We start from the raw sequence: 20,234 nt of genomic DNA on the forward strand, positions 1-20,234 counted from the left end.
TGCTCAACAGTATCTTAAACAACATATATGCGCATCGCGATCCAGGGATTTGAAGGATGTTTCCACCAGATAGCCGCCCAGAATTACTTCGGCAAACAGACCACCATCGAGGCCTGCGCCTCGTTTTCGGAGCTCGTCCGCAAGGTGAAGAACGGTGAGGCCGACGTAGACGCCGGCATCATGGCCATCGAAAACTCCATCGCCGGCAGCATCCTGCCCAATTACTCCCTGCTCAAAAATTCCGGGCTCCACATCATTGGCGAGCTGTACCTCCAGATCAATCAGAACCTCATGGTCATGCCCGGGCAAACGATCGACGATATCCGCGAAGTACATTCTCACCCTATGGCGTTGCTGCAGTGCATGGACTTCCTCGCCCAATATCCCCACATCAAACTGGTGGAAACAGAGGATACCGCCCTCAGCGCCAAACACGTGAGCCAGAAAAAACTGAAGTCCACCGGGGCCATCGCAGGCCAGCTCGCAGCCGATATTTTCGGGCTGGAAGTGATCGGGCGCAACATCCACACGGCTAAAAACAACTACACCCGCTTCCTGGCCATTTCCCGGAACGGCGTGAAGACGCCCGCCGATGCAAATAAATCTTCCGTATATTTCCAGACGTCCAACGAGCGGGGAAGCCTCGCCCGCGTGCTCACCATGATCGCGGAGGAAGGCATCAACCTGAGCAAGATCCAGAGTTTTCCCATACCTGCGAAGGAATGGCATTATTACTTCCACGCAGACATGGAATTCGATTCTCCGGAGCACTTCCAGCAGGCGCTCAACAAAATCGAACCGCTTACAGAGCAGCTGACCGTTCTGGGGATTTACAAAAAAGGCAATACGCATACCTGATACCAACAATAATCTAACACCCATGCAACCATCCGTAGCCAAAAGATTGCAGCATACCGAGGAATACTATTTTTCACGGAAACTCCGGGAGATCGACGACATGAACAAAGCCGGCGCCCGCGTGATCAACCTCGGCATCGGCAGTCCCGACCTCCCCCCGCACCCCTCCGTGACCGCCGCCCTCAATGCATACGCGGCCAAACCCGATACCCATGCGTACCAGGGCTACAAAGGCATTCCGGCCCTGCGGCAGGCCATGGCAGGTTGGTACAGCCGCTTCTACGGCGTATCGCTCGACGCGGATTCGGAAGTGCTGCCCCTCATCGGGTCCAAAGAAGGCATCATGCACATCTGCATGACGTTCCTCCAGGAAGGCGACGAAGCCCTCATCCCCGATCCCGGCTACCCCACCTACCGCTCGGCCGTGCAGCTTTCCGGCGCCACGCCCGTAACTTACACGCTCAGCGCGGACAACGACTGGCAGCCCGATTTTGCGGCATTGGAGCAGCGCGACCTCAGCAAGGTGAAACTCATGTGGGTGAACTATCCCCATATGCCGACCGGCTCCCAGGCCAAGGCGGACACATTCGAAAAACTCGTGGCCTTCGCCACCAAACATAACATCCTGCTGTGCCACGACAATCCGTACAGCTTCATCCTCAACGACGCGCCCGCCAGCCTGCTGGCTACGCCCGGCGCCAGGGAAGTAGCCCTGGAACTGAACAGCCTCAGCAAATCCGGCAACATGGCCGGCTGGCGCGTGGGCATGCTCGTGGGCAAGGCGGCTTTCCTGAACGATGTGCTCCGGTTCAAGTCTAACATGGACTCCGGCATGTTCCAACCCGTACAAATGGCCGCAGTGGCTGCTTTGGAACTGGGGAAAGATTGGTACGACGGACTGAACGCCATTTACGCCGGCCGCCGGAAGAAAGTCTTCGAACTGCTGGACCTCATCGGTTGCACGTACGACCGCAACCAGGTGGGCATGTTCGTGTGGGCGCAGATCCCCGTAGGATACGCAGACGGGTTTGCGGTGAGCGACGAAGTGCTGCAGCAGGCGCATGTCTTTATCACGCCCGGCGGGATTTTCGGGGAGAACGGGAAGGGCTACGTCCGTGTGAGCCTTTGCCGGGACGAACAGGTGTTTGCCGAAGCGATCGACCGGGTGCGGAAACAAATCGTTGACCGTAAAAAAGCCCTCGTATGATAGCAGCTGTAGTAGGCGTCGGCCTCATCGGCGGTTCGCTGGCCCTGAGCCTGAAAGAGCGGGGCGTGGCCAACTGGATCATTGGGGTAGACAATAACACGGCCAACCTGGCCAAGGCGCAGGAACTGGGGATCATCGACGAGGGCTCTACGCTCGAAGACGCGATGGACCGCAGTGACCTCGTGGTGCTGGCGATCCCCGTGGATGCCATGCTGGGCGCGGTAACAGGGATACTGGACAAGGTGAAGGACGGACAGGTGATCATGGACGTAGGTTCTACCAAACATAAATTACTGCAACTCGTTGCCGGTCATCCCAACAGGGGACGCTTCGTTGCCGCCCACCCGATGGCCGGCACCGAGTATTCCGGGCCGGAAGCAGCCGTGAAAGGGCTTTTCACCGGTAAGACCATGGTGCTCTGCGATGTAAAGAACAGTGACGAAGATGCCGTGGAGATGGTGGAAGCGATGGTAGACAAACTGAACATGCGCACCGTATATATGAACGGCGAAGAGCACGACCTGCATACGGCATATGTGTCGCACATCTCGCACATCACCTCGTTTGCGCTCGCGCTGACGGTGTTGAAGAAAGAGAAAGAGCAGGGCCGGATTTTCGAGCTGGCGAGCGGTGGTTTCGAATCTACCGTGCGCCTGGCCAAAAGCTCGCCCGATATGTGGGTGCCCATTTTCAAGCATAACCGCAATAATGTGCTGGACGTGCTCGACGAGCATATCCGCCAGCTGGAGCAGATGAAGGAACTGTTGCAGTCGGAAGACTACGAAACGTTCTACAAGCTCATCCAGAAGAGCAATAAAATCAGAAAAATCCTGAAGTAATCACCCTTTTCATCAACTAACACATCACGATAACAAAATGGAACAGATCTTAGCAAAAACGAAATTCGCAGATCCGGCGTCTGACAAGAAGCCGCTGATCATCTCCGGCCCCTGCTCGGCCGAAACCGAAGAACAGGTGCTGGCGACCGCGCTGGCGCTGGCCAAAACCGGCAAGGTAGACGTGCTGCGCGCCGGCATCTGGAAGCCCCGTACCCGCCCCGGTTCTTTCGAGGGTATTGGCACAAAAGGCCTCCCCTGGCTGCAAAAAGCCCGTGAGCTGACCGGCATGCCTCTGACCGTGGAAGTGGCTACCGCCAAGCAGGTGGAAGATGCGCTGCATTTCGGGGTAGACATCCTCTGGATCGGCGCCCGTACAACGGTGAACCCGTTCTCCGTACAGGATGTAGCCGATGCGCTGAAGGGTGTAGACGTTCCCGTGCTCATCAAAAACCCCATCAACCCCGACCTGGAGCTCTGGATCGGCGCCGTTGAGCGTATCCAGAAGGCCGGTATCAAGAAAGTAGGCCTCATTCACCGCGGCTTCTCCAGCTACGGCAATACCGAATACCGCAACGCGCCCATGTGGCACCTGGCGATCGAACTGAAGCGCCGCCACCCCGAATTGCCGATGATCTGCGACCCGAGCCATATCAGCGGGCGCCGCGACATCCTGCAGGCCGTGGCACAGGAAGCCATCGACCTGGATTACGACGGTCTCATGCTCGAAACGCACGTAGATCCCGATAACGCCTGGAGCGATGCGAAACAGCAGATCACGCCCGAGAAATTCGGTGAAATGCTCGACAACATCACCTGGAAGCACGAGCGTTCCGAAAACAAGGAATTCAACACCGCGCTGGAAAAACTCCGCAACCAGATCAACGGCATCGACGACGAAATCCTGCTGCTGCTGGGCAACCGCATGAAAATCGCCGAAAAAATCGGCCAATACAAAAAAGAGAACAACATCACCATCCTGCAGACCAACCGCTGGAACGAGATCCTCGACCGCGCCATCCGCGCAGGCGAAAAACTGGGCCTCAGCAAGGAATTCATCGGGAAGTACTTCGATGCTGTTCACCTGGAATCCATCAACCGTCAGAACAAAGTGATGAACGACTAAGCCAATATTTTCCGGTACGAATATGATAAAACAATCTCACCGTTTCCAGCAATCGAGCTGCGATTATTACCTCGGCGGAAGTCTCGCCAACCTGGGCGAATACGCCGACAAATCGCGGTCGGTATTGCTGGTAGACGAAAACGTGGACCAACATTACGGGCATCTTTTTACCGGCTGGAAGAAGCTGGTGGTGCCCGACGGGGAAGAGCACAAGAACATGGAGGTGATGGAGCAGATCATTGACGGGCTGATAGAACTGGAGGCAGACCGCAAAACGATGCTGATCGGCATCGGTGGCGGGATGTTGACAGACGTCACCGGCTTTGCGGCAAGCATTTACATGCGGGGCATTCCGTTCGCTTTCGTTCCCACTACCTTGCTTGCGCAGGTAGACGCATCCATCGGCGGAAAAAACGGCGTGAGCCACGGCATGCATAAAAACATGCTGGGCACCATCCGCCAGCCGTCTTTCATCCTGTTCGACTATTCGCTGCCGTCCACGATGCCGGAAGGGGAGTGGTGCAACGGTTTCGCGGAGATCATCAAATACGCATGCATCTACGACGAAGAACTGTTTGCCTACCTGGAAGTCAATAAAGACAAGGCTTTGGCGCAGGATGTGGAAGTGTTGCAATTCCTCGTACAGCGGTCTGTGGAGATCAAGACAAAATTCGTATTGGAAGACGAGTTCGAGAGCGGTGTACGCCGCTGGCTGAACTTCGGGCATACGCTTGGCCATGCCGTAGAAAAGATCGAGAGCATCGCTCACGGAAAAGCAGTGGCCATCGGGATGGTAGCAGCCGCTAAGATCTCCGAAAAATACAACCAGCTGCCGCCCGAACAAACCAACCGCCTTATCCGTTTGATCAATGATTACCGGCTGCCGGTGACCATGACTTCCGACAAGGAAGCGGTGTTCAATATTTTCAGACTGGACAAGAAGCGTGAAAAAGACCATATTCATTTCGTGCTCCTGAACAGGATCGGCGAGGCCATTACCAAGCCGATCCTGCTCGACGAGCTGAAACAGATCTTACAAGAAATATAGCCATGATAGCAACGATACAACCCGGTAACATCAGCGGCAACGTAACTGCCAATCCGTCCAAAAGCGCCATGCAGCGCGCGGTGGCGGCGGCGCTCCTGGCCAACGGGAAAACGGTGATCCGCAACCCGGGCCTCAGCAACGATTGCCTCGCCGCCCTGGAAGTGGCCGAAAACCTCGGTGCCATGGTGAAACGCGTAGACGAAGAGATCCACATCACCAGCCGTGGCGTGGCGCCCTTCTACGACGAGATCAACTGCGGCGAATCGGGCCTCGGCATCCGGATGTTCACGCCCATCGCCGCCCTCGCCGACCGCAACATCACCATCAGCGGCCATGGCAGCCTCACTACGCGGCCCATGCACTTCTTCGAGGAAGTGCTCCCGCAACTGGGCGTCCGGATCAAAAGCAACGAAGGCAAACTGCCCCTCGAAATCCTCGGGCCGCTGCAAGCGAAAGACATCACCATCGACGGTTCCCTTTCCTCGCAGTTCCTCACCGGCCTCCTCATGGCCTTCGGCAGCGTGGCCGAAAAAGCCACCATCACCGTAGACAACCTGAAAAGCAAGCCCTACATCGCCCTGACGCTCCAGCTGATGGCGCATTTCGGGGTGAAGGTGAGAAACGAGAACTTCGAAAGGTTCCATTTCGAAAGCAAACAAACCTACCGCGCCGGCGAATACACCGTAGAAGGCGACTGGAGCGGTGCGGCTTTCCTCCTCGTTGCCGCAGCCGTGGCCGGAAAGGCGGAAGTGCACCATCTCAATACGCAGTCGGCACAGTCGGACAAGGCGATCATGGAAGCCCTCGAGAAAGCGGGCGCCGACATCCTGCCGGGCATGTTCACCATCATCGTCGGCAAGGACGGATTGAAACCTTTTGAAATAGACGCGACCGACTGTCCGGACCTCTTCCCGCCGCTGGTGGCCCTGGCCGCCAATTGCCAGGGAACTACCGTGATCAAAGGCGTGAGCCGCCTGGCGCATAAGGAAAGCGACCGCGGGCTTACGCTGCAGCAGGAGTTCGGCAAAATGGGCATCCGTATCGACCTCGACGGCGACCTCATGCATGTGCATGGCGGCACCGGCATCAAGGGGGCGCGGGTGAGCTCGCACAACGACCACCGGATCGCCATGGCCTGCGCCGTAGCGGCGCTTACGGCCGACGGGCCCGTTGTGATCGACAACGCGGAAGCCATCAATAAATCTTACCCCGAGTTCTACGACCACCTGCAACAGCTGGGTGTGACCGTCGTAACGGAAGGGGAAACCGTAAAACACTGACAACATGAACAGCTTCGGCAGATTATTCAGGGTGAATGTATTCGGAGAATCGCACGGGGAAAGCGTCGGCGTTAACATCGACGGCGTTCCTGCGGGCATCTCCCTGCGCCAGGACGATTTTCTGGCCGACCTGGAGCGCCGCAAAGGCGGTGCGCGCGGCACCACGCCCCGGAAGGAAGACGATTTGCCGTTCCTGAAATCGGGCGTGTTCAACGACCGTACAACCGGCGCGCCCATAACGATCCTTTTCGAAAACAATAATACCCGGAGCGCGGATTACGCCAAGCTGCGGGAATTTCCGCGGCCCGGCCACGCAGATTTCGTAGCGGCGAAGAAATTCGGCGGGTTCGAGGATTACCGTGGCGGCGGGCACTTCAGCGGCCGGCTTACGCTTAACCTCGTGGCGGTGGGCGTGATCGCGAAGAAGATATTGGGAGACAGCATCTCCGTGAAAGCCGAGATCACCGAAGTAGGCGGCATCGCCGATCCTGAGCAGGGATTGGAAGAAGCCATCAAAGCCAAAGATTCGGTGGGCGGCATCGTGGAATGCAGGGTAGACGGGTTGCCGATCGGGTTGGGAGAACCGTTTTTCGATTCCCTCGAATCCAGCCTGGCGCATGCCGTGTTCGCCATCCCGGCGGTGAAAGGCATCGAGTTCGGCGCAGGATTCGCCGCGGCGAAGATGAAAGGCCTCGAACATAACGACCCCATCATCGATATGGAAGGCAAAACCGCTACCAATCACGCCGGTGGCGTGGTGGGAGGGATCACCAACGGCAACCAGCTGGTGTTCCGCATCGCGGTAAAACCCACGTCTTCCACCCCGAAAGAGCAACAAACGCTCAACATCACGACGGGAGAAGTAGAAACTTTCTCGGTGAAGGGGCGTCACGACCTCTGCATCGCGCTGCGCGTGCCGGTGGTGCTGGAAGCCGTAACGGCCATGGTGCTGGCGGATTTCATGCTGCTGGAGCAACGCAGGCCCAGGGTGTTTGGAGCATAACATCGAAACAATCGGTTATTGGATACAAAGCCCGGCCAGACTGCCGGGCTTTTGCTTTTCCGCGGATTTAGATTTCCGGGCGGCCAATCCGGCAAGACTGCCGGCGGATATAAATCGGTGCACGCCAAAGGCGAAACCTTGGCTTATGTTTAGCCAAAAATCGTTAGATGCACATCAACATTTTAGTGGTCATATGTTTGGCTTTGGCATCAGGATGCCAGCCGAAACAGCCGTCTTCCCGGCAGGAAAACAAAGCAGATACGCTCCGCCCAAAGCTGGAGAAGCTCGCCGGTCACCTGGATTCCGTCAACAACATCTGGGTCGCGGACGATGCGCGGTATTCTCCCGATCCGTTTTTAAGCCCCGAAAGCCCGTACGCCACGGTTTCCATCCCGGGCGATACGGCGGTTGTTGGCCTTATCAACCGCAAAGGCGAGATCGTGGTGCCCATCCGGTACCACCAGATCAGCCTGGGTTTTGCGTACGGTCTCAATAACGTAGGGATCGGGGACAAGCAGGGTTTGGTGAACGAATACGGCCAGGAAGTGGTGCCGCCGGTATACGACTACATCGCCATGGATGTGGAAGACAGCCTGATCCGGATCGGGATGAACGATAAGTATGGCTTGATCGATCTGCAGGGGAAAGTGGTGATCCCGCTGGAATATGCCGATGTAAAATCTGTCGGGGAAGGAATGGTGGCGGTGATGAAGGAACCGCAGCGCTGGGGGATCGTGAACCTGAAAAACGAAACCATCCATCCACCGGTTTTTACCTATACAGACCGTTTTGTGAACGGCGTGGTTACGTTGCAGAAAGCCGATGGGGAAGATTACCTGGTATATGCCAATGGAACGGTCAAGAAAAAATAGCACACAATTGTCCACTTTTTAGATAGCCTGTCGGATGAAGCATACGTCAACATTTTTGAAAATCGCTTCCCTGGTCATTCCTGCCATCCTGTTGGTATATGTATACTGGCTACGGGAAGGTATTTCCGGGAGCGGAGGGAGTTACGACCTCACCAAGCTATATGTAACCGTCGCCGTAGGGATCTGGTCGGTATTGTATGTTCTGGTGATGCTGATGAACAAAACCCGCGGACAGGTAGGATACCTGCTCGCGGGTGGTTTTTTGTCCGGATTTTCATGGATGCTGGTCTTGAAGATGATGGGGTGATCCTCAATGTTCACGGGGCTTTGGGGCGCAGGGGAAGGCCAGCGTTTCGTTGGCGGGCTTGTTGCGGAAATAGTCGGCATAGGCTTGCGCGGCTTCTCCGCAAAGGGCGTCTTTCTCTTCTTTCGGGGCGAGGCGGAGCGCTTCGTGGAACGATTGCAGCGCTTCGATGCCTTCTCCTTTTTTCATGAGCACCCGGGCGCGTTGGGCGTGGTAGCCGTAGAACAGGGGATCTATGACGAGGAGCTCGTCATACATGAAGAGGGCGGTCCCGAATTGATGGGCCAGCTCGAAGGCTTGCGCAGCGTAAAAGTCGAGGTCTTCCGTGTATGGGTCCTGGTAGCCTTGCGTGCCCCACAGCAAATCTACCCTGTGTTTCCAGACTTGGTAAATTTCGATGGCACGATCGGGGCGGGGGATCTCAATGAGCATCCGCACGTAATTGTGGAAGGGGAGCGCGCTATGTACATAATCATGCTGGACCGCTTTTTCGAAGTATTCGGCAGCCTTGGGGTAGTCTTTCAGGAAATACGCGCTCACGGCGATGAAATGGAGCAGTTCGGGGTTTTGGGGATCCATCTTCAAGGCGAAAGCGGCTTCGCGGAGGGCTTGCGCGTGTTGTTCCTTTTTAGCCAGGCATTTGGCTTTGAGGAAGTGGTAGTCGGGGTTTTGGGTGTTGCGGGAAATGATGTTGTTGAGGAGCGTGATCGCAGCATCGGATTTTCCTTCGTCGTAAAGGGTTTGTGCTTTTTTGAATTGGCCAGACAGCGTTGCTTCATCGGCCGAAGGAGCAGCGACCGCCAGGGCCATAATGGGCTGGAGATCGCTGTACTTTTCGTTTTCGGCATCGGTGAGGGGGCGCATGGATGCCAGTTGGCCATTGGGGTTGAAAGTGATGGAGAAAAGCCGGTTGCAGGAATAGCCGCCATTTTCGTTGCCGTTTTTCAGCACGCGCTGGATTTGCAGATGGTCCGGATTCCCGGCCACGAAGAGCGTACACAGCCGCGGATGGTGCCCCAGTTCGAGGATTTCAACGTCTCCGGCAGGCAGGGGGCGCACGCCGCGGACGTAATTCACTTCGGTCCGTTCACCCCCATTCGGTGCATGGGTTTGTCCGGCTACAGGGCCGGAGGCGATGGCGAGGCCAATTAAAATCAGGATGATTTTTATATCCATAAGATCAGGTATATGCCCGGCGAATTTGCGGCAATATGATCAAATGGCGGGAGCGGGTTTGCGATTTGAAAGGGTTTTCCTGTCATTCGCTGCGCGCTGTTTTAAATCCGTTTCAGCTACCGTTCCGGACCGGTAATACGAGGCGCACGATGGTGCCGGGGTCCCTGTCGCGTATCTCCACGCCCGCAGCTATCCCTTCTTCGCGGGCCAGCATGGCCAGGCGTTCCCGGGCAATGGTCCCCGACAGCGAAGGATGCTCCTTCTCCCCGGCTGTTCCTTTCATTCCTGCACCGTTATCTTCAATCCACACCACGGCGCATTTCTCATTCACTTCCACCGTTATCCGTACCATCCCCTGCTCGCCCATCAACCGGATCCCATGCAGGATCGAGTTTTCCACGAACGGCTGGATGAGCATGGGGGGGACGAAAGCGCCTTCTGCGTCGGGGCAAACGATCTCATAACGAAACGCCTGTTCGAAGCGCATTTGCTGCAGCGCGAGATAATTTTCAAGCGCCTCGATTTCCTCCGTCAGCGGCGCATAGCTTTGCCGGCTCAGTTCCAGGTTGCTGCGGAGCAACCGGCTGAAATGACCCAGGTACCGGATGGCGGGCTCCTGTTCGTTGAACCGGATGAACCGTTGCAAGGCTCCAAGCGTATTGAAAATAAAATGCGGCTCCATTTGCGCCCGCAGCAGCTGCTGTTGCAACAACACCCCCGCCTGTTCCTCCCGCATGCGCTTCTGCCGCTGGAAATAATAAGCCATCACCAGCCAGGAAACCGCCAGCACACCGCCGAGCACGGCAACCAGCAGCAGCAACCTTTGCATGGCGAGGGCCTCGCCGGTTTCGGCGGCCTGAAGGTCCATCTGACGGATCGTGCGGTCTTTGGCCTGTAATTCGTAGAGCGCGTCGAGCTCGGCGGCAGACTGCACGCCGGCGTTGCGGGAAATTTGGTCTTTCAGTTGATGCAATTCCGTTGTCGTTGCCTGCGCAGCCCGTACGTCTTTTTCGGCGAATTGAAGGTCTGACAAGGCTTTGAGGCCTATGGCCCTTTCATCGTCCGCCAACATTTCCCTGAAAGACCGCTCAATTTCATTCATCCGCTGCGTCAATTGGCGGGCTACCGATAGCCTGCCGGCCCGTGATTCCAGCGAAACGAGGTTAGCCAGGGTGGTGTACAGGTTCCGTGGCGCGCTGGGCTGATGCGCCGCCAGGGCGGCTTCGTCGAAGTTGCGGACACGCCCGTAATGCACGATGGCGCTGTCGAACTGAAACGCGAGGGTATGGAAAAGCCCGGCATGATCTTCCGAAAACCGCAGCTGCAGGGTGTCGCCGGTTTGCTGTGCGATGTTGCGGATGTTTTGCAATACGGGGCGCAACGAATCCACCGGCGTTCCGTCTTCCGCCATGGCGGCAAACAACTGCGATTGCGCGCGGAAAATGTGGCGGGTACTGGGCTCGGGCATTTCATGGAGGATGGCCAGTGCTTCCCGCATTTGCCGGATAGCCCGCGGATGCTGGCCCTGTTTCGTATTGTATTGGCCCGCGTTCAGCAGGCAAATGACTTTCGCCAGGGGCCTGGTGCCGGGCGCTTGCCCGTTGAGGATGATCGCGGCGGAAGCATTGTAGCACCATGCCGCCTGGTGGTATTTGCGCTGCTGTTCGGCCACAATGCCCGCACCATTGTACAGCATGAAGCGCAGCATATCGTTCGCTTCACCTGGCCCCAGTTGCCGGAGCGCTTCACCGATATGGTATTCCGCGCTATCGGGGACCGTTCTGGCGACGGCCTTGGCGAGCTGGTACCGGGCGTAAACGATGGCGGTGGTATCGTGGCCGGCTGTTGCGGTTTGCAGCGTTTGCCGCCAGCAGTGCTCCCGGATTTGGGGGCTTGCCGTTTGCAGACTGTCCGCCGTTTTTTCCAGCCGGTCGAAAGCAGTGACGTCAGGAGGTGTGGCCGGCGGCTTGCAGGCGGCCAGGATGCATATTCCCCATACAGGGAGCCGTCTGGATATCATCGGTAAGTGCTCAGGAGTTGAATGATGTGGTCGCGCTTGCGGGTGGCCACGGGAATCTCGGATTGGTCGTCCATCACGAGGAACCCGCTTTTCAGGTATTTCGCGATGCGGCTGCGGTTCACGATCCACGACTGGTGCGGCCGGATGAATTGCTCCGGCGGCAGCAGCGATTCGTAGTGCTTGAGGGGGCGGGAAGCCGTAATTTTTTTGCCGGGATGCAGGGTAATGCTCGTGTAGGCGCCGTCGCCCGCCAGGTGCACGATATCGCCGAGGCGGATCATATGGAGGCTGTCCACCGAAGGGATGCAGATCCGGTCGTCGGGGTCTGCGGGCTTGCCTGGCAGCGCCATTTCGCGGGCCAGCTCCAGCCGTTGTTGGTACGCCGATTCCTGTTCCTGCAGCCGTTCTGCGGCCTGCGAGAATTCTTCGTGGCAAAGGGGCTTGAGCAGATAGTCGAGCGCGCCGAAACGGATGGCGCGGATGGCATGGTGGCCGAATGCGGTGATGAAAATGATGCGGAAAGCGGGGTTGGGGAAGTGGTGCAACAGATCGAATGCAGTGCCGTCTTTCAGCTGGATGTCGAGCAGGAGGAGATCGGGTTGCCGCGCAATAATGAGTTCCCGTGCGGCTTCCACGCTGTCTGCCGTGCCGGCGTGCTCCAGCTGGGGCGTTTGTCCAACGAGCCATTCCAGTTCCTTGCGGGGCGAAGGTTCATCTTCAACGATAATGGTTTTGAAGCGTTGCATAAGTAGGTGATGGTAGAAAGGTGCTGCGGATGTCTTCATAAAAAAAACTGACCGGAACAGGGTGCCGGCCAGTTTTATGCATTGATATGCGGGATCTATTCTTTCACGATTTCGATCAGCTGCACGTCGAACACGAGCGCGCTGTTGGGCTGGATCTTGGCGCCGGCCTGGCGTTCGCCGTAGGCCAGGTCTGCCGGGATGAAGAGCTTCCATTTGGAACCGACGGGCATCAGCTGGAGGGCTTCCGTCCAACCTTTGATCACACCCGTGAGCGGCAGTACGATAGGCTCGCCGCGTTGCTCGGAGCTGTCGAAAATAGTACCGTCGATCAGTTTGCCGGTATAATGCACTTTCACTTTATCCTGCAGCGAGGGTTTGGGGCCCGTCCCGTTCACCAGCACCTGGTATTGCAGGCCGCTGGGCGTGGTGTTCACGCCTTCCTTCGTTTTGTTGGTGGCCAGGAATTGTTCGCCGGCGGCTTTATTCTTAGCGGATTTTTCAACCTTGATCTTCTGCAGGTAATTGCTGACAACGCTCATCCCTTTTTCGGTGGTGATCATGGCAGAATCGCCTTTGTAGATGTCTTCGATGGCTTTGAAGAAAAGCTGGAGGTTCAGCGTATCCAGTCCCTGCTTTTTCAGCATTTCGCCCATATCGTTCCCGATGGTGTACGATACGGAATCGAGCGTGGTAACGAGGGCGGGAGGGGGCGGCACTTCGGGGCCTTTCTTCTTCCTTTTTTGGCTATAGGCGGCCTGGACGCTCAAAACGCCCAGCAAACAGATAAACAGGCTTTTTCTGGAAATCATACAGATACATAAAATTTGTAGCGCAATATAACCAATTATTTGATCCGGCTCCAGATTTCGTACATCGGGTCGCCGGCAGTGCTTTTACCGCTGTGGTGCCACTTTCCGTCTTCCACTTTCGCGTCGAACTGCACCTGCTTGCCCACCCGGTTATTGTCCCGGGAAAAGAACTCGATGTTTTCGGTGTATTTGCCGTTTTCGAACGTATATGTGCCGCCGCCGGTACCGAAGAATTCCCCGGTCTCGGTATTCATCGCGATCCACTGAAATCTGCCGCCCGTAAGCATTTTGAAGGTTTTGCGCGGCCCCGGCTTCATTTCCGACATTTTCCCTTCGTTCACCCTTCCGGTAATGCGCCAGGTACCGGTGAGACCGTTCGGCGCAGCGTTGGGCGCCCTTTTCCAGCGGAGCACCTTGCCGTCGGTCAGGGTAACGGTGAGATTGTCGCCGTCCAGCTGGTAAGCCGGATTATCGGGCTGCCCAACCATCCCCTTGTCCATACTCGAAAACTCGAATTGGCTGGTCAGCTTGCCGTTTTCTTCTTTTGTGGTCCCGCCGAAAGTGCCGATAAATGCTTTGGGCGTGAAATGCGTCACGGAGAAATAGTCGTCCTGGACGAGCAGTACCACCATGGTGTCGGTGGGCGCATCCGGCTGATAGATCCAGGCGCCGTTGGTGCCCGATTGCGCGTAGCCCGCGGTGAGCAGGACAGACAGGAATACGGTGAACAGTGTTTTCATGGTTGCGTATTTTTTAACGTGGTGGATGGATCACTTCGAAAGAACGGGCAGCAAAATCCGCGAAGCGTTTGCGGCGCTGTGCCAGATGTTGATGTCTGACGGCACGAACGCTTCCGGCCCGGCTTTGTAAATATCCGTAAAAGTCTGCGGATTCCGGTCTACCAGCGGGAACCAGCTGCTTTGCACCTGGACCATGAGCCGGTGGCCTTTCAGGAAGGTATGCGCCACATCGGGCAGGGTAAATTTCACCGATGTCACTTTCCCGGGCACGAAGGGCAGGGGTTTTTCGAAACTTTCGCGGAATTTGCCGCGCATCACTTCGCCGCGCACCAGCATCTGGTACCCGCCCATGGGGTAAGTCGTGGAAACGTAGCGCCCGTGGGCAGTTGGGGCATCCGGCCCACCATAACTGAAATCATCCGGGAACACATCGATCAGCTTTACGACGAAATCGGCGTCGGTCGTACTGATGCTGGCCAGCAGCTCCGCCACCACGGGGCCGGCGAGGGTCAAGTCTTCGGTCAGCACACCGGTCTGGAACACCAGCACATCCGGCCGTCGGGCCGCAAATCGCTGATCGTCCGTCATATAGCTGATGGTACGGGTGTGATGGATTTCCGGAACGTAGGGCACCGGTTTGGAAGGATCGCTCGTATACCGGCTGAATTCCTTGCCCGACGCGGGTTTGCTGAACGAGAGCCCGCCGCCCGGCTGCAGGTACATCGCTTTTTCGGTAATACCGGCTGCTGGCCACTGGTCGAAATGGCGCCACTGGTTTTCGCCGGTAAAGAATACGGTAGCTTCCGGGATCGCTTTTTCAGGCGTTCCGAGAAGATAATGGTCGAAGAACGGATGCTCGATGTTTTCCTGGTACCATTCGGCGGTATTTGCGCCAAATTTCACATTGCCGAGGTAGGTGCCGTCGTTGGTAGACCATTGCCCGTGGTACCAGGGGCCCATCACGATGCGGTTGCTGATACCGGGATTTTGTTTTTCGATGGCTTTGTAGGTGGCCCATGCGCCAAAGCAGTCTTCCGCATCGAAAGTACCGCCAACTACCAGCATGGCGGGGCGCAGCTTTTGCAGGTGGGGGCGCACGTTGCGGGCTTTCCACCAGGCATCGAGGACGGGATGGCTGTAGAGATCTTTCCAGAAGGCGATGCTATCGCCCATCAGTTGCGCGATCTGCGGCAGGGTGCCGGCTTCGAGGAAGAATTTATAGTTGTCTTTGGTGGGATAAGGGTAGCCAGCCGGCCCCACCGTTGTAGGATAAGGCCGCGGTTTGCCGAAGCCGCTGTAAAAAGCGAAGGCGTCGTTGAGCATGAAAGCGCCGTTGTGGTGGAAGTCGTCGCCCAGGAACCAGTCGGTCACCGGCGCCTGGGGGCTTACGGCCTTCAGGGCGGGATGGTGGCTCAAAGCGGCCATGGTGGAGTAAAATCCGGGATAGCTGATCCCGGAAACGCCCACGTTCCCGTTGTTGTTTTTTACGTTTTTGACCAGCCAGTCGATGGTGTCGTAGGTATCTGTGGATTCGTCGGTTTCGTTCTTTTTGGGTGCGGGATTGTAGGGGCGAACGTCCATGAATTTGCCTTCGCTCATCCACCGGCCGCGCACGTCCTGCTTTACGATGATGTACCCTTTGCGGAGGTAATGCGCGAAACTGGCGCGCATTTTCGGGAACTGGCCTTCGCCGTAGGGCGCGCAGCTGTAGGGCGTGCGCTCGATAAGGATGGGATGCTCGCCCGGCGCGTTTTTGGGCGCGTACACCACGGTGAAGAGCCGGGTACCGTCGCGCATGGGGACCTGCACTTCCGATTTGGTGTAATTTTCCTGCAGCCAGGCGGGTTCCGGTTCCTGTTGCGCGCGACTGGCGGAAAATGCCAGCATGGCCACGAAAAGGGCCAGGGTTTGTTTCAGCATGTCTTTTAATTGATCGGGTTTAAATATACGGTGTCTGCTTTACATGACCGGATTTTACCTAACTTCCCGCCACAAACTTAGCATCTATGCCCAGACCCACGAAGCCGGAGTACGCCGTGTTTTACGAGACTTACGTAAGCAGGGTGCCCGAAGACGATCTGACCGCCGCATTCCGCAAACACACCGCGTCCCTGCTGGTGTTCCTCAACAAAATCCCCGCCGCCAAAAGGGAATTCGCTTACGCCCCCGGCAAATGGACCCTCAAGGAAGTATTGCAGCACATCATAGACGCCGAAAGGGTTTTCGCCTACCGTGCCCTTAATTTCGCCCGGAAAGACGCAAATCCCCTGCCCGGGTTCGACGAGAACGAGTTCGCCGCCGTGGCGCGCACCGAACATCGCGAGTGGAACGATATGGTGGAAGAATTCCAGTTCGTCCGCAATGCGTCTGACCACTTTTTCCGCGCGCTCAACGAAGAAGAGCTTTCCCGGACCGGTGTTGCCAGCGGCAATCCCATCAGCGTCAGGGCCCTGGGGTTCATTATCCTCGGCCATGCCATTCACCATATGGAAGTGGTGAAAGAAAGATACCTGTAAAGCAAATTTCTATCAGTTCGGGCCGGTAAAAATCGGTAGCATTACGCAAATTTATGTCCACGATGAAAATTAGCTATGCCCTTGCCGCATGTTTGTGCGCGGGCGCAACCACCCATGCGCAAGAATCTCCGCTCTGGAAGGAGTTCCTCGCCGCCCGGAAATCGGGCAAAACGGCCACCCTGCCGGATTTCTCCTACGCAGGGTACCACTTCTCCGAGAAACAGCCGCCATCCGGCAATTTCAGGAAAATCTTCAACGTCGCCGATTACGGAGCGCGGCCGGACGACGAGCGGTACGACGATGACGCCATCCAGGCAACCATTCGCGCCGCAGAGGCCAACCCCGGCGGAGGGATCGTATACTTTCCTGCCGGAAAATTCCTCATCGCGCCAGACGAAGACAAATCCAAAAAGATCACCATCAACAAATCGGGGATCGTACTGCGGGGCGCCGGCAGCGGCCCCGGCGGCACGGAAATCTTCGCCAGTAAAATGCGGATCAACAGCCGGCAGTTCCGCTTCGAGCCTGCTTCCCGCGACACCCGCAAACTCGCCGTGATCACTGGCAATGCGGAACGCGGCGGATTTTGGGTGAACGTGGCCGATGCATCGGCCCTTACGGCAGGACAAGACGTTACGCTCCGTCACAAAAGCGAAACCTTCACCCGCCGCTACTTCGCACCGCAGGAGCTGAAGCAGGACTGGTCGCGCCTCTTCGGCGACAATGGCGGTATGGTCATCCAGGAAATCCACACCATCGCCGAAGTGAAAGGCAACCGGGTGCGTTTCGAAAATCCGCTCCATATCGCCATAGAGCCGGTAGAAGGCCACGATTTCATCCTCGAACGGTATGAAGCCCTGGAAGAATGCGGCATCGAGAATATCCGGTTTACCGGCAACTGGAACAGTTATCCGGAGGAATTCGTCCATCATAAAGACAGTATCCACGACGGCGGCTGGTGCGCTATTGCGATGGAATATGTGAAAGACGCGTGGGTCCGCTCCTGTACGTTCGAGCATTGGAACGAAGGTATCTTTATCCGCGCGGGCTACCGCGTTACGCTGGAAAACAATCATTTCGGCGGTAAGGGCGGCCACAGTACGATCCACGCGCGCTCCGGTTATGGGGTCCTTGTCCGTAACTGCGACTTCCTTTCCGGCCACCACGGCCCCGGAACGGGTTATACCGGGGTGAATACGGTGGTGACGGGGTGCCGCATGGCGGTTGATCAGAATATCGACAGCCATTCCGGGCAGCCCTACGCCACGTTGTTCGATAACGTGCGCGGCGGGGTGTTCCGCAATATCGGCGGGCCGCAGCCGGGGTTTCCGCATCATGGCCGCGACCTCGTTTTCTGGAATTTCGAGCATCGCTCCACCTGGGATTTCACATATGATTTCTGGGATTTGCAGAAGCGCAAGAACCATACTTTCGCACAGCCGGTTTTCGCGGGGTTTACGGCCGACAGGAACATCCGGTTCAAAAATGAAGGACGAAACGAGTCGCCCGGCAAGCGCGTGGAGCCGCAAAGCCTCTTCGATGCGCAGCTGGCATTGCGTTTGAAAGACAAAACCGCATCCAGGTAGCTTTTTTCCATTTTTCATCTTCGCTTCATCTTGCCGGTCGATGTTTGCATTGTCAACATCAAATTTTAACCAACAATCGACATTATGAAAACGAAAGGAAATGTATTATTAGCAGCATTTATTGCTATGACTTCGGCTGCAGCAGCGCAGCAGGTTACGACCAGGCAACAGGCAACGATACAAACCAGCGCGGATGTGCGTGCCGGCAAGAAGGGGGTGAATGCGGGAACGGCTGCGCGCGTGGAGCATTCCGGGGAGGCATCTGCTGCAAAACAGCAGGATACGAAGGCGTCTGCAAAATCGGATACGCGGGCAGGCCAAAGTACGGAGGTTGAGCTGAAGCGGGAGCTGGATGCCGTGAATGATGGCGTGGAGGCTGTGGGGGATGAAGTGGGTGCGGCCAAAAAAGAAGGGCTGGAAGTTGCACAGCAGGTGGCCGGCAGTGCGGCGGCATCGGTGAATGCAACGGCGGCCGCGGCGGCTGAGGGATCGGCAAAGGTACAACAGGCGGCTGCAGTGGCGGCTTCGTCGGTTGGCGGCGCGGTACAATCCGCCACGAAAGCGAATGCAGCGCTGGAAGGAACGGTGAAAGGTGCGCTGGCGGTGCCGCAAGCGGGCGAGGCGTTGCAAGGTGCGGGAGAATTGCCGGTGAAGCCTGCCATGAACGCGAATACGCTTGTGAATGGCTCGTTAAAGGGCGCGGCTCCCATGAAGCTGCAGGCGGCCGGTGCGGTGAATAATGCGATGAAGATCAATGTGACTCCCCTGAAAGCACAGGTGCGAAATGTTGCCGCCGGACGAATTAGCATATTATGATATTAAACTTAAACAGGTTTATGTCGTCTTAGAAAATGGCATAGGCCTGTTATTTTTACCGAGATGCGGAGATTAGCCGTTTTTATACCCACAAGTTTATTAGTAGTTGTGTTCATCGGAAAAGTATGTCCTGCATTTGGCCGAAGTGGGCCGGTACATGGCATTGACCTGGTAGACACGATTCCGCCTGCCGTTAAACCGGCGGGCAAGCAACAAGAGGTTCCGGAGAATAAAACGGTTCCGTTGCCAGAGGCAAAGACGGCGCCGTTGCCGGATATCATTAAGGAAGTGCCAAAATCGAGAAGAAAAATAAAACCTATAGCTGTTCCGGCGCCGATGCCGGTGAAGCCGATCCGGATCATCCGGCCGGGTGTTATCCGGAAGACGATCAGGGTGATCGGTTAGAAACATGACCATATGAAAAACTTATGCATATTAACCATCTCTTTATGGTTGACGGGGTTTTCTGCGCTTGCTGTTCGCGCGCAGGACAGTGCTGGTACCAAAGCGCCGCCATTGACGCTGACACTTGCAGTTACGGGCGTCAGCGACGCGAGTTACTACGGGCAAAAGGCGGATGTGAGGGCGCCGTATGTTGCAGGTGTTGGGCAATTAAAGCTCCGGAGCGGATTTTACTTTACGGGAATGGCGTACCGCTTGCTCGATGACACTACGTCTATCGTGTCTGCAGGGAGCCTGGGCGTAGGGTATACGTTCAAGCTGGGGGAAAAATGGACGGCCGACTTCAGCTACAGTCACGCTTTTTATCCGGAGAATTCGCCCCTGCTGCAGGCTGCCAGCCCCGATAACGCGGGCGCTTCGATTCAATATGAATATTGGGCCACGTCGGGGTTGGGGATTGATTATAACTTCGGAAAGGAGCAGGATGTTTTCGTGACTTTCTCTACGGAAAAACTGGTGCGGCTGGGATCATTTGCCGCGGGGAAAGACCTGCTGGCCGTTACGCCATCCATCGAGATCACGGGCGGTACCCAACATTTTTACGATACCTATGTAACGGAGAAAAAATATCGCGACAGCGTGTTGGGAATTCCATTGCCGGTGATTCCAGGGATTCCCGGCGGAGGCGGATCCACTTCCGTTTCAAACAACGTCGCTAACACCCGGTTCGATATGTTGTCTTATTCATTGCGCCTGCCGCTGTCTTACACCCGTGCACATTACATGATCGAGGCGGCGTACAAGGTATCGGTGCTGGACAAGCGGGCGCAGGTAGGCGGGGGGAAGACCAACCATTTTTTTGGATGCAGTTTTTATTACCAGTTCTGAT

General features: G+C 56.6%; 20 protein-coding genes. 14 read left to right on the plus strand and 6 right to left on the minus strand.

What is annotated here, in order from left to right:
* Positions 1–27: 27 nt before the first annotated feature.
* From ACQKLP_RS19845 to ACQKLP_RS19885, 9 genes are all read left to right on the plus strand, one after another.
* Positions 28–858: a prephenate dehydratase gene (locus ACQKLP_RS19845; protein WP_427324641.1), complete on the plus strand. Its 831-nt coding sequence runs from the start codon at positions 28–30 to the stop codon at positions 856–858.
* 22 nt (positions 859–880) lie between these two features.
* On the plus strand, positions 881–2,065 hold the full coding sequence (locus tag ACQKLP_RS19850) for a pyridoxal phosphate-dependent aminotransferase (RefSeq protein WP_427324642.1): 1,185 nt from the start codon (positions 881–883) through the stop codon (positions 2,063–2,065).
* Positions 2,062–2,904 carry a prephenate dehydrogenase gene (locus tag ACQKLP_RS19855; RefSeq protein WP_427324644.1) on the plus strand — a complete coding sequence of 281 codons (843 nt, stop codon included), beginning with the start codon at positions 2,062–2,064 and terminating at the stop codon, positions 2,902–2,904. Before ACQKLP_RS19850 ends, ACQKLP_RS19855 begins: the two co-directional genes overlap by 4 nt.
* Positions 2,905–2,941: 37 nt before the next feature.
* Positions 2,942–4,027 (plus strand): chorismate mutase, encoded by a 1,086-nt coding sequence (locus ACQKLP_RS19860; protein WP_427324645.1) that lies wholly within the window; start codon positions 2,942–2,944, stop codon positions 4,025–4,027.
* Positions 4,028–4,049: 22 nt separating this feature from the next.
* The gene (gene aroB, locus ACQKLP_RS19865; protein ID WP_427324646.1) at positions 4,050–5,075 is read left to right on the plus strand and encodes a 3-dehydroquinate synthase; all 1,026 of its coding nucleotides are present in this window, start codon (positions 4,050–4,052) and stop codon (positions 5,073–5,075) included.
* Positions 5,076–5,077: 2 nt separating this feature from the next.
* On the plus strand, positions 5,078–6,355 hold the full coding sequence (gene aroA, locus ACQKLP_RS19870; RefSeq protein ID WP_427324647.1) for a 3-phosphoshikimate 1-carboxyvinyltransferase: 1,278 nt from the start codon (positions 5,078–5,080) through the stop codon (positions 6,353–6,355).
* A gap of 4 nt (positions 6,356–6,359) precedes the next feature.
* Complete coding sequence (locus ACQKLP_RS19875; protein WP_427324648.1) at positions 6,360–7,358, plus strand: chorismate synthase; 999 nt, start codon at positions 6,360–6,362, stop codon at positions 7,356–7,358.
* A 203-nt stretch (positions 7,359–7,561) separates the two neighbouring features.
* The gene (locus ACQKLP_RS19880; protein ID WP_427324649.1) at positions 7,562–8,230 is read left to right on the plus strand and encodes a WG repeat-containing protein; all 669 of its coding nucleotides are present in this window, start codon (positions 7,562–7,564) and stop codon (positions 8,228–8,230) included.
* Between the two features lie 55 nt (positions 8,231–8,285).
* Positions 8,286–8,537: a hypothetical protein gene (locus ACQKLP_RS19885; protein ID WP_427324650.1), complete on the plus strand. Its 252-nt coding sequence runs from the start codon at positions 8,286–8,288 to the stop codon at positions 8,535–8,537.
* A 3-nt stretch (positions 8,538–8,540) separates the two neighbouring features.
* Here ACQKLP_RS19885 and ACQKLP_RS19890 read toward each other — a convergent pair whose 3' ends face one another.
* The 6 genes from ACQKLP_RS19890 to ACQKLP_RS19915 all read right to left on the minus strand — a co-directional run bounded on the left by ACQKLP_RS19890 (position 8,541) and on the right by ACQKLP_RS19915 (position 15,945).
* Positions 8,541–9,710 carry a tetratricopeptide repeat protein gene (locus ACQKLP_RS19890; RefSeq protein ID WP_427324652.1) on the minus strand — a complete coding sequence of 390 codons (1,170 nt, stop codon included), beginning with the start codon at positions 9,708–9,710 and terminating at the stop codon, positions 8,541–8,543.
* 112 nt (positions 9,711–9,822) lie between these two features.
* Complete coding sequence (locus ACQKLP_RS19895) at positions 9,823–11,730, minus strand: sensor histidine kinase (protein WP_427324654.1); 1,908 nt, start codon at positions 11,728–11,730, stop codon at positions 9,823–9,825.
* On the minus strand, positions 11,727–12,476 hold the full coding sequence (locus ACQKLP_RS19900) for a LytR/AlgR family response regulator transcription factor (protein ID WP_427324655.1): 750 nt from the start codon (positions 12,474–12,476) through the stop codon (positions 11,727–11,729). Before ACQKLP_RS19900 ends, ACQKLP_RS19895 begins: the two co-directional genes overlap by 4 nt.
* Positions 12,477–12,571: 95 nt before the next feature.
* Entirely contained in the window at positions 12,572–13,285 is a 714-nt protein-coding gene (locus tag ACQKLP_RS19905; RefSeq protein WP_427324656.1) for an FKBP-type peptidyl-prolyl cis-trans isomerase, read from the minus strand.
* 35 nt (positions 13,286–13,320) lie between these two features.
* Positions 13,321–14,025: a hypothetical protein gene (locus ACQKLP_RS19910; RefSeq protein WP_427324658.1), complete on the minus strand. Its 705-nt coding sequence runs from the start codon at positions 14,023–14,025 to the stop codon at positions 13,321–13,323.
* 30 nt (positions 14,026–14,055) lie between these two features.
* Positions 14,056–15,945 carry a CocE/NonD family hydrolase gene (locus tag ACQKLP_RS19915; RefSeq protein WP_427324659.1) on the minus strand — a complete coding sequence of 630 codons (1,890 nt, stop codon included), beginning with the start codon at positions 15,943–15,945 and terminating at the stop codon, positions 14,056–14,058.
* A gap of 86 nt (positions 15,946–16,031) precedes the next feature.
* Between ACQKLP_RS19915 and ACQKLP_RS19920 the strand changes: the two genes are divergently transcribed.
* The 5 genes from ACQKLP_RS19920 to ACQKLP_RS19940 all read left to right on the plus strand — a co-directional run bounded on the left by ACQKLP_RS19920 (position 16,032) and on the right by ACQKLP_RS19940 (position 20,233).
* The gene (locus ACQKLP_RS19920) at positions 16,032–16,541 is read left to right on the plus strand and encodes a DinB family protein (RefSeq protein ID WP_427324660.1); all 510 of its coding nucleotides are present in this window, start codon (positions 16,032–16,034) and stop codon (positions 16,539–16,541) included.
* 62 nt (positions 16,542–16,603) lie between these two features.
* Entirely contained in the window at positions 16,604–18,127 is a 1,524-nt protein-coding gene (locus tag ACQKLP_RS19925) for a DUF4955 domain-containing protein (RefSeq protein WP_427324661.1), read from the plus strand.
* An 84-nt stretch (positions 18,128–18,211) separates the two neighbouring features.
* Positions 18,212–18,943: a hypothetical protein gene (locus tag ACQKLP_RS19930; protein ID WP_427324663.1), complete on the plus strand. Its 732-nt coding sequence runs from the start codon at positions 18,212–18,214 to the stop codon at positions 18,941–18,943.
* Positions 18,944–19,006: 63 nt separating this feature from the next.
* Positions 19,007–19,348: a hypothetical protein gene (locus ACQKLP_RS19935; RefSeq protein ID WP_427324664.1), complete on the plus strand. Its 342-nt coding sequence runs from the start codon at positions 19,007–19,009 to the stop codon at positions 19,346–19,348.
* Positions 19,349–19,360: 12 nt separating this feature from the next.
* The gene (locus tag ACQKLP_RS19940; protein WP_427324665.1) at positions 19,361–20,233 is read left to right on the plus strand and encodes a hypothetical protein; all 873 of its coding nucleotides are present in this window, start codon (positions 19,361–19,363) and stop codon (positions 20,231–20,233) included.
* Position 20,234: the final 1 nt, after the last annotated feature.

This window comes from Chitinophaga sp. NPDC101104 (assembly GCF_050277495.1).
Lineage (GTDB): Bacteria > Bacteroidota > Bacteroidia > Chitinophagales > Chitinophagaceae > Chitinophaga.

Excerpts from the sequence above, each read along its gene's own strand:
- ACQKLP_RS19905 (WP_427324656.1), bottom strand. The coding sequence starts at position 13,285 with ATGATTTCCAGAAAAAGCCTGTTTATCTGTTTGCTGGGCGTTTTGAGC.
- ACQKLP_RS19925 (WP_427324661.1), top strand. The coding sequence starts at position 16,604 with ATGAAAATTAGCTATGCCCTTGCCGCATGTTTGTGCGCGGGCGCAACC.
- ACQKLP_RS19860 (WP_427324645.1), top strand. The coding sequence starts at position 2,942 with ATGGAACAGATCTTAGCAAAAACGAAATTCGCAGATCCGGCGTCTGAC.
- ACQKLP_RS19855 (WP_427324644.1), top strand. The coding sequence starts at position 2,062 with ATGATAGCAGCTGTAGTAGGCGTCGGCCTCATCGGCGGTTCGCTGGCC.
- ACQKLP_RS19930 (WP_427324663.1), top strand. The coding sequence starts at position 18,212 with ATGAAAACGAAAGGAAATGTATTATTAGCAGCATTTATTGCTATGACT.
- aroB (WP_427324646.1), top strand. The coding sequence starts at position 4,050 with ATGATAAAACAATCTCACCGTTTCCAGCAATCGAGCTGCGATTATTAC.
- aroA (WP_427324647.1), top strand. The coding sequence starts at position 5,078 with ATGATAGCAACGATACAACCCGGTAACATCAGCGGCAACGTAACTGCC.
- ACQKLP_RS19915 (WP_427324659.1), bottom strand. The coding sequence starts at position 15,945 with ATGCTGAAACAAACCCTGGCCCTTTTCGTGGCCATGCTGGCATTTTCC.
- ACQKLP_RS19910 (WP_427324658.1), bottom strand. The coding sequence starts at position 14,025 with ATGAAAACACTGTTCACCGTATTCCTGTCTGTCCTGCTCACCGCGGGC.
- ACQKLP_RS19940 (WP_427324665.1), top strand. The coding sequence starts at position 19,361 with ATGAAAAACTTATGCATATTAACCATCTCTTTATGGTTGACGGGGTTT.
- ACQKLP_RS19895 (WP_427324654.1), bottom strand. The coding sequence starts at position 11,730 with ATGATATCCAGACGGCTCCCTGTATGGGGAATATGCATCCTGGCCGCC.
- ACQKLP_RS19875 (WP_427324648.1), top strand. The coding sequence starts at position 6,360 with ATGAACAGCTTCGGCAGATTATTCAGGGTGAATGTATTCGGAGAATCG.
- ACQKLP_RS19935 (WP_427324664.1), top strand. The coding sequence starts at position 19,007 with ATGCGGAGATTAGCCGTTTTTATACCCACAAGTTTATTAGTAGTTGTG.
- ACQKLP_RS19850 (WP_427324642.1), top strand. The coding sequence starts at position 881 with ATGCAACCATCCGTAGCCAAAAGATTGCAGCATACCGAGGAATACTAT.
- ACQKLP_RS19890 (WP_427324652.1), bottom strand. The coding sequence starts at position 9,710 with ATGGATATAAAAATCATCCTGATTTTAATTGGCCTCGCCATCGCCTCC.
- ACQKLP_RS19920 (WP_427324660.1), top strand. The coding sequence starts at position 16,032 with ATGCCCAGACCCACGAAGCCGGAGTACGCCGTGTTTTACGAGACTTAC.
- ACQKLP_RS19845 (WP_427324641.1), top strand. The coding sequence starts at position 28 with ATGCGCATCGCGATCCAGGGATTTGAAGGATGTTTCCACCAGATAGCC.
- ACQKLP_RS19900 (WP_427324655.1), bottom strand. The coding sequence starts at position 12,476 with ATGCAACGCTTCAAAACCATTATCGTTGAAGATGAACCTTCGCCCCGC.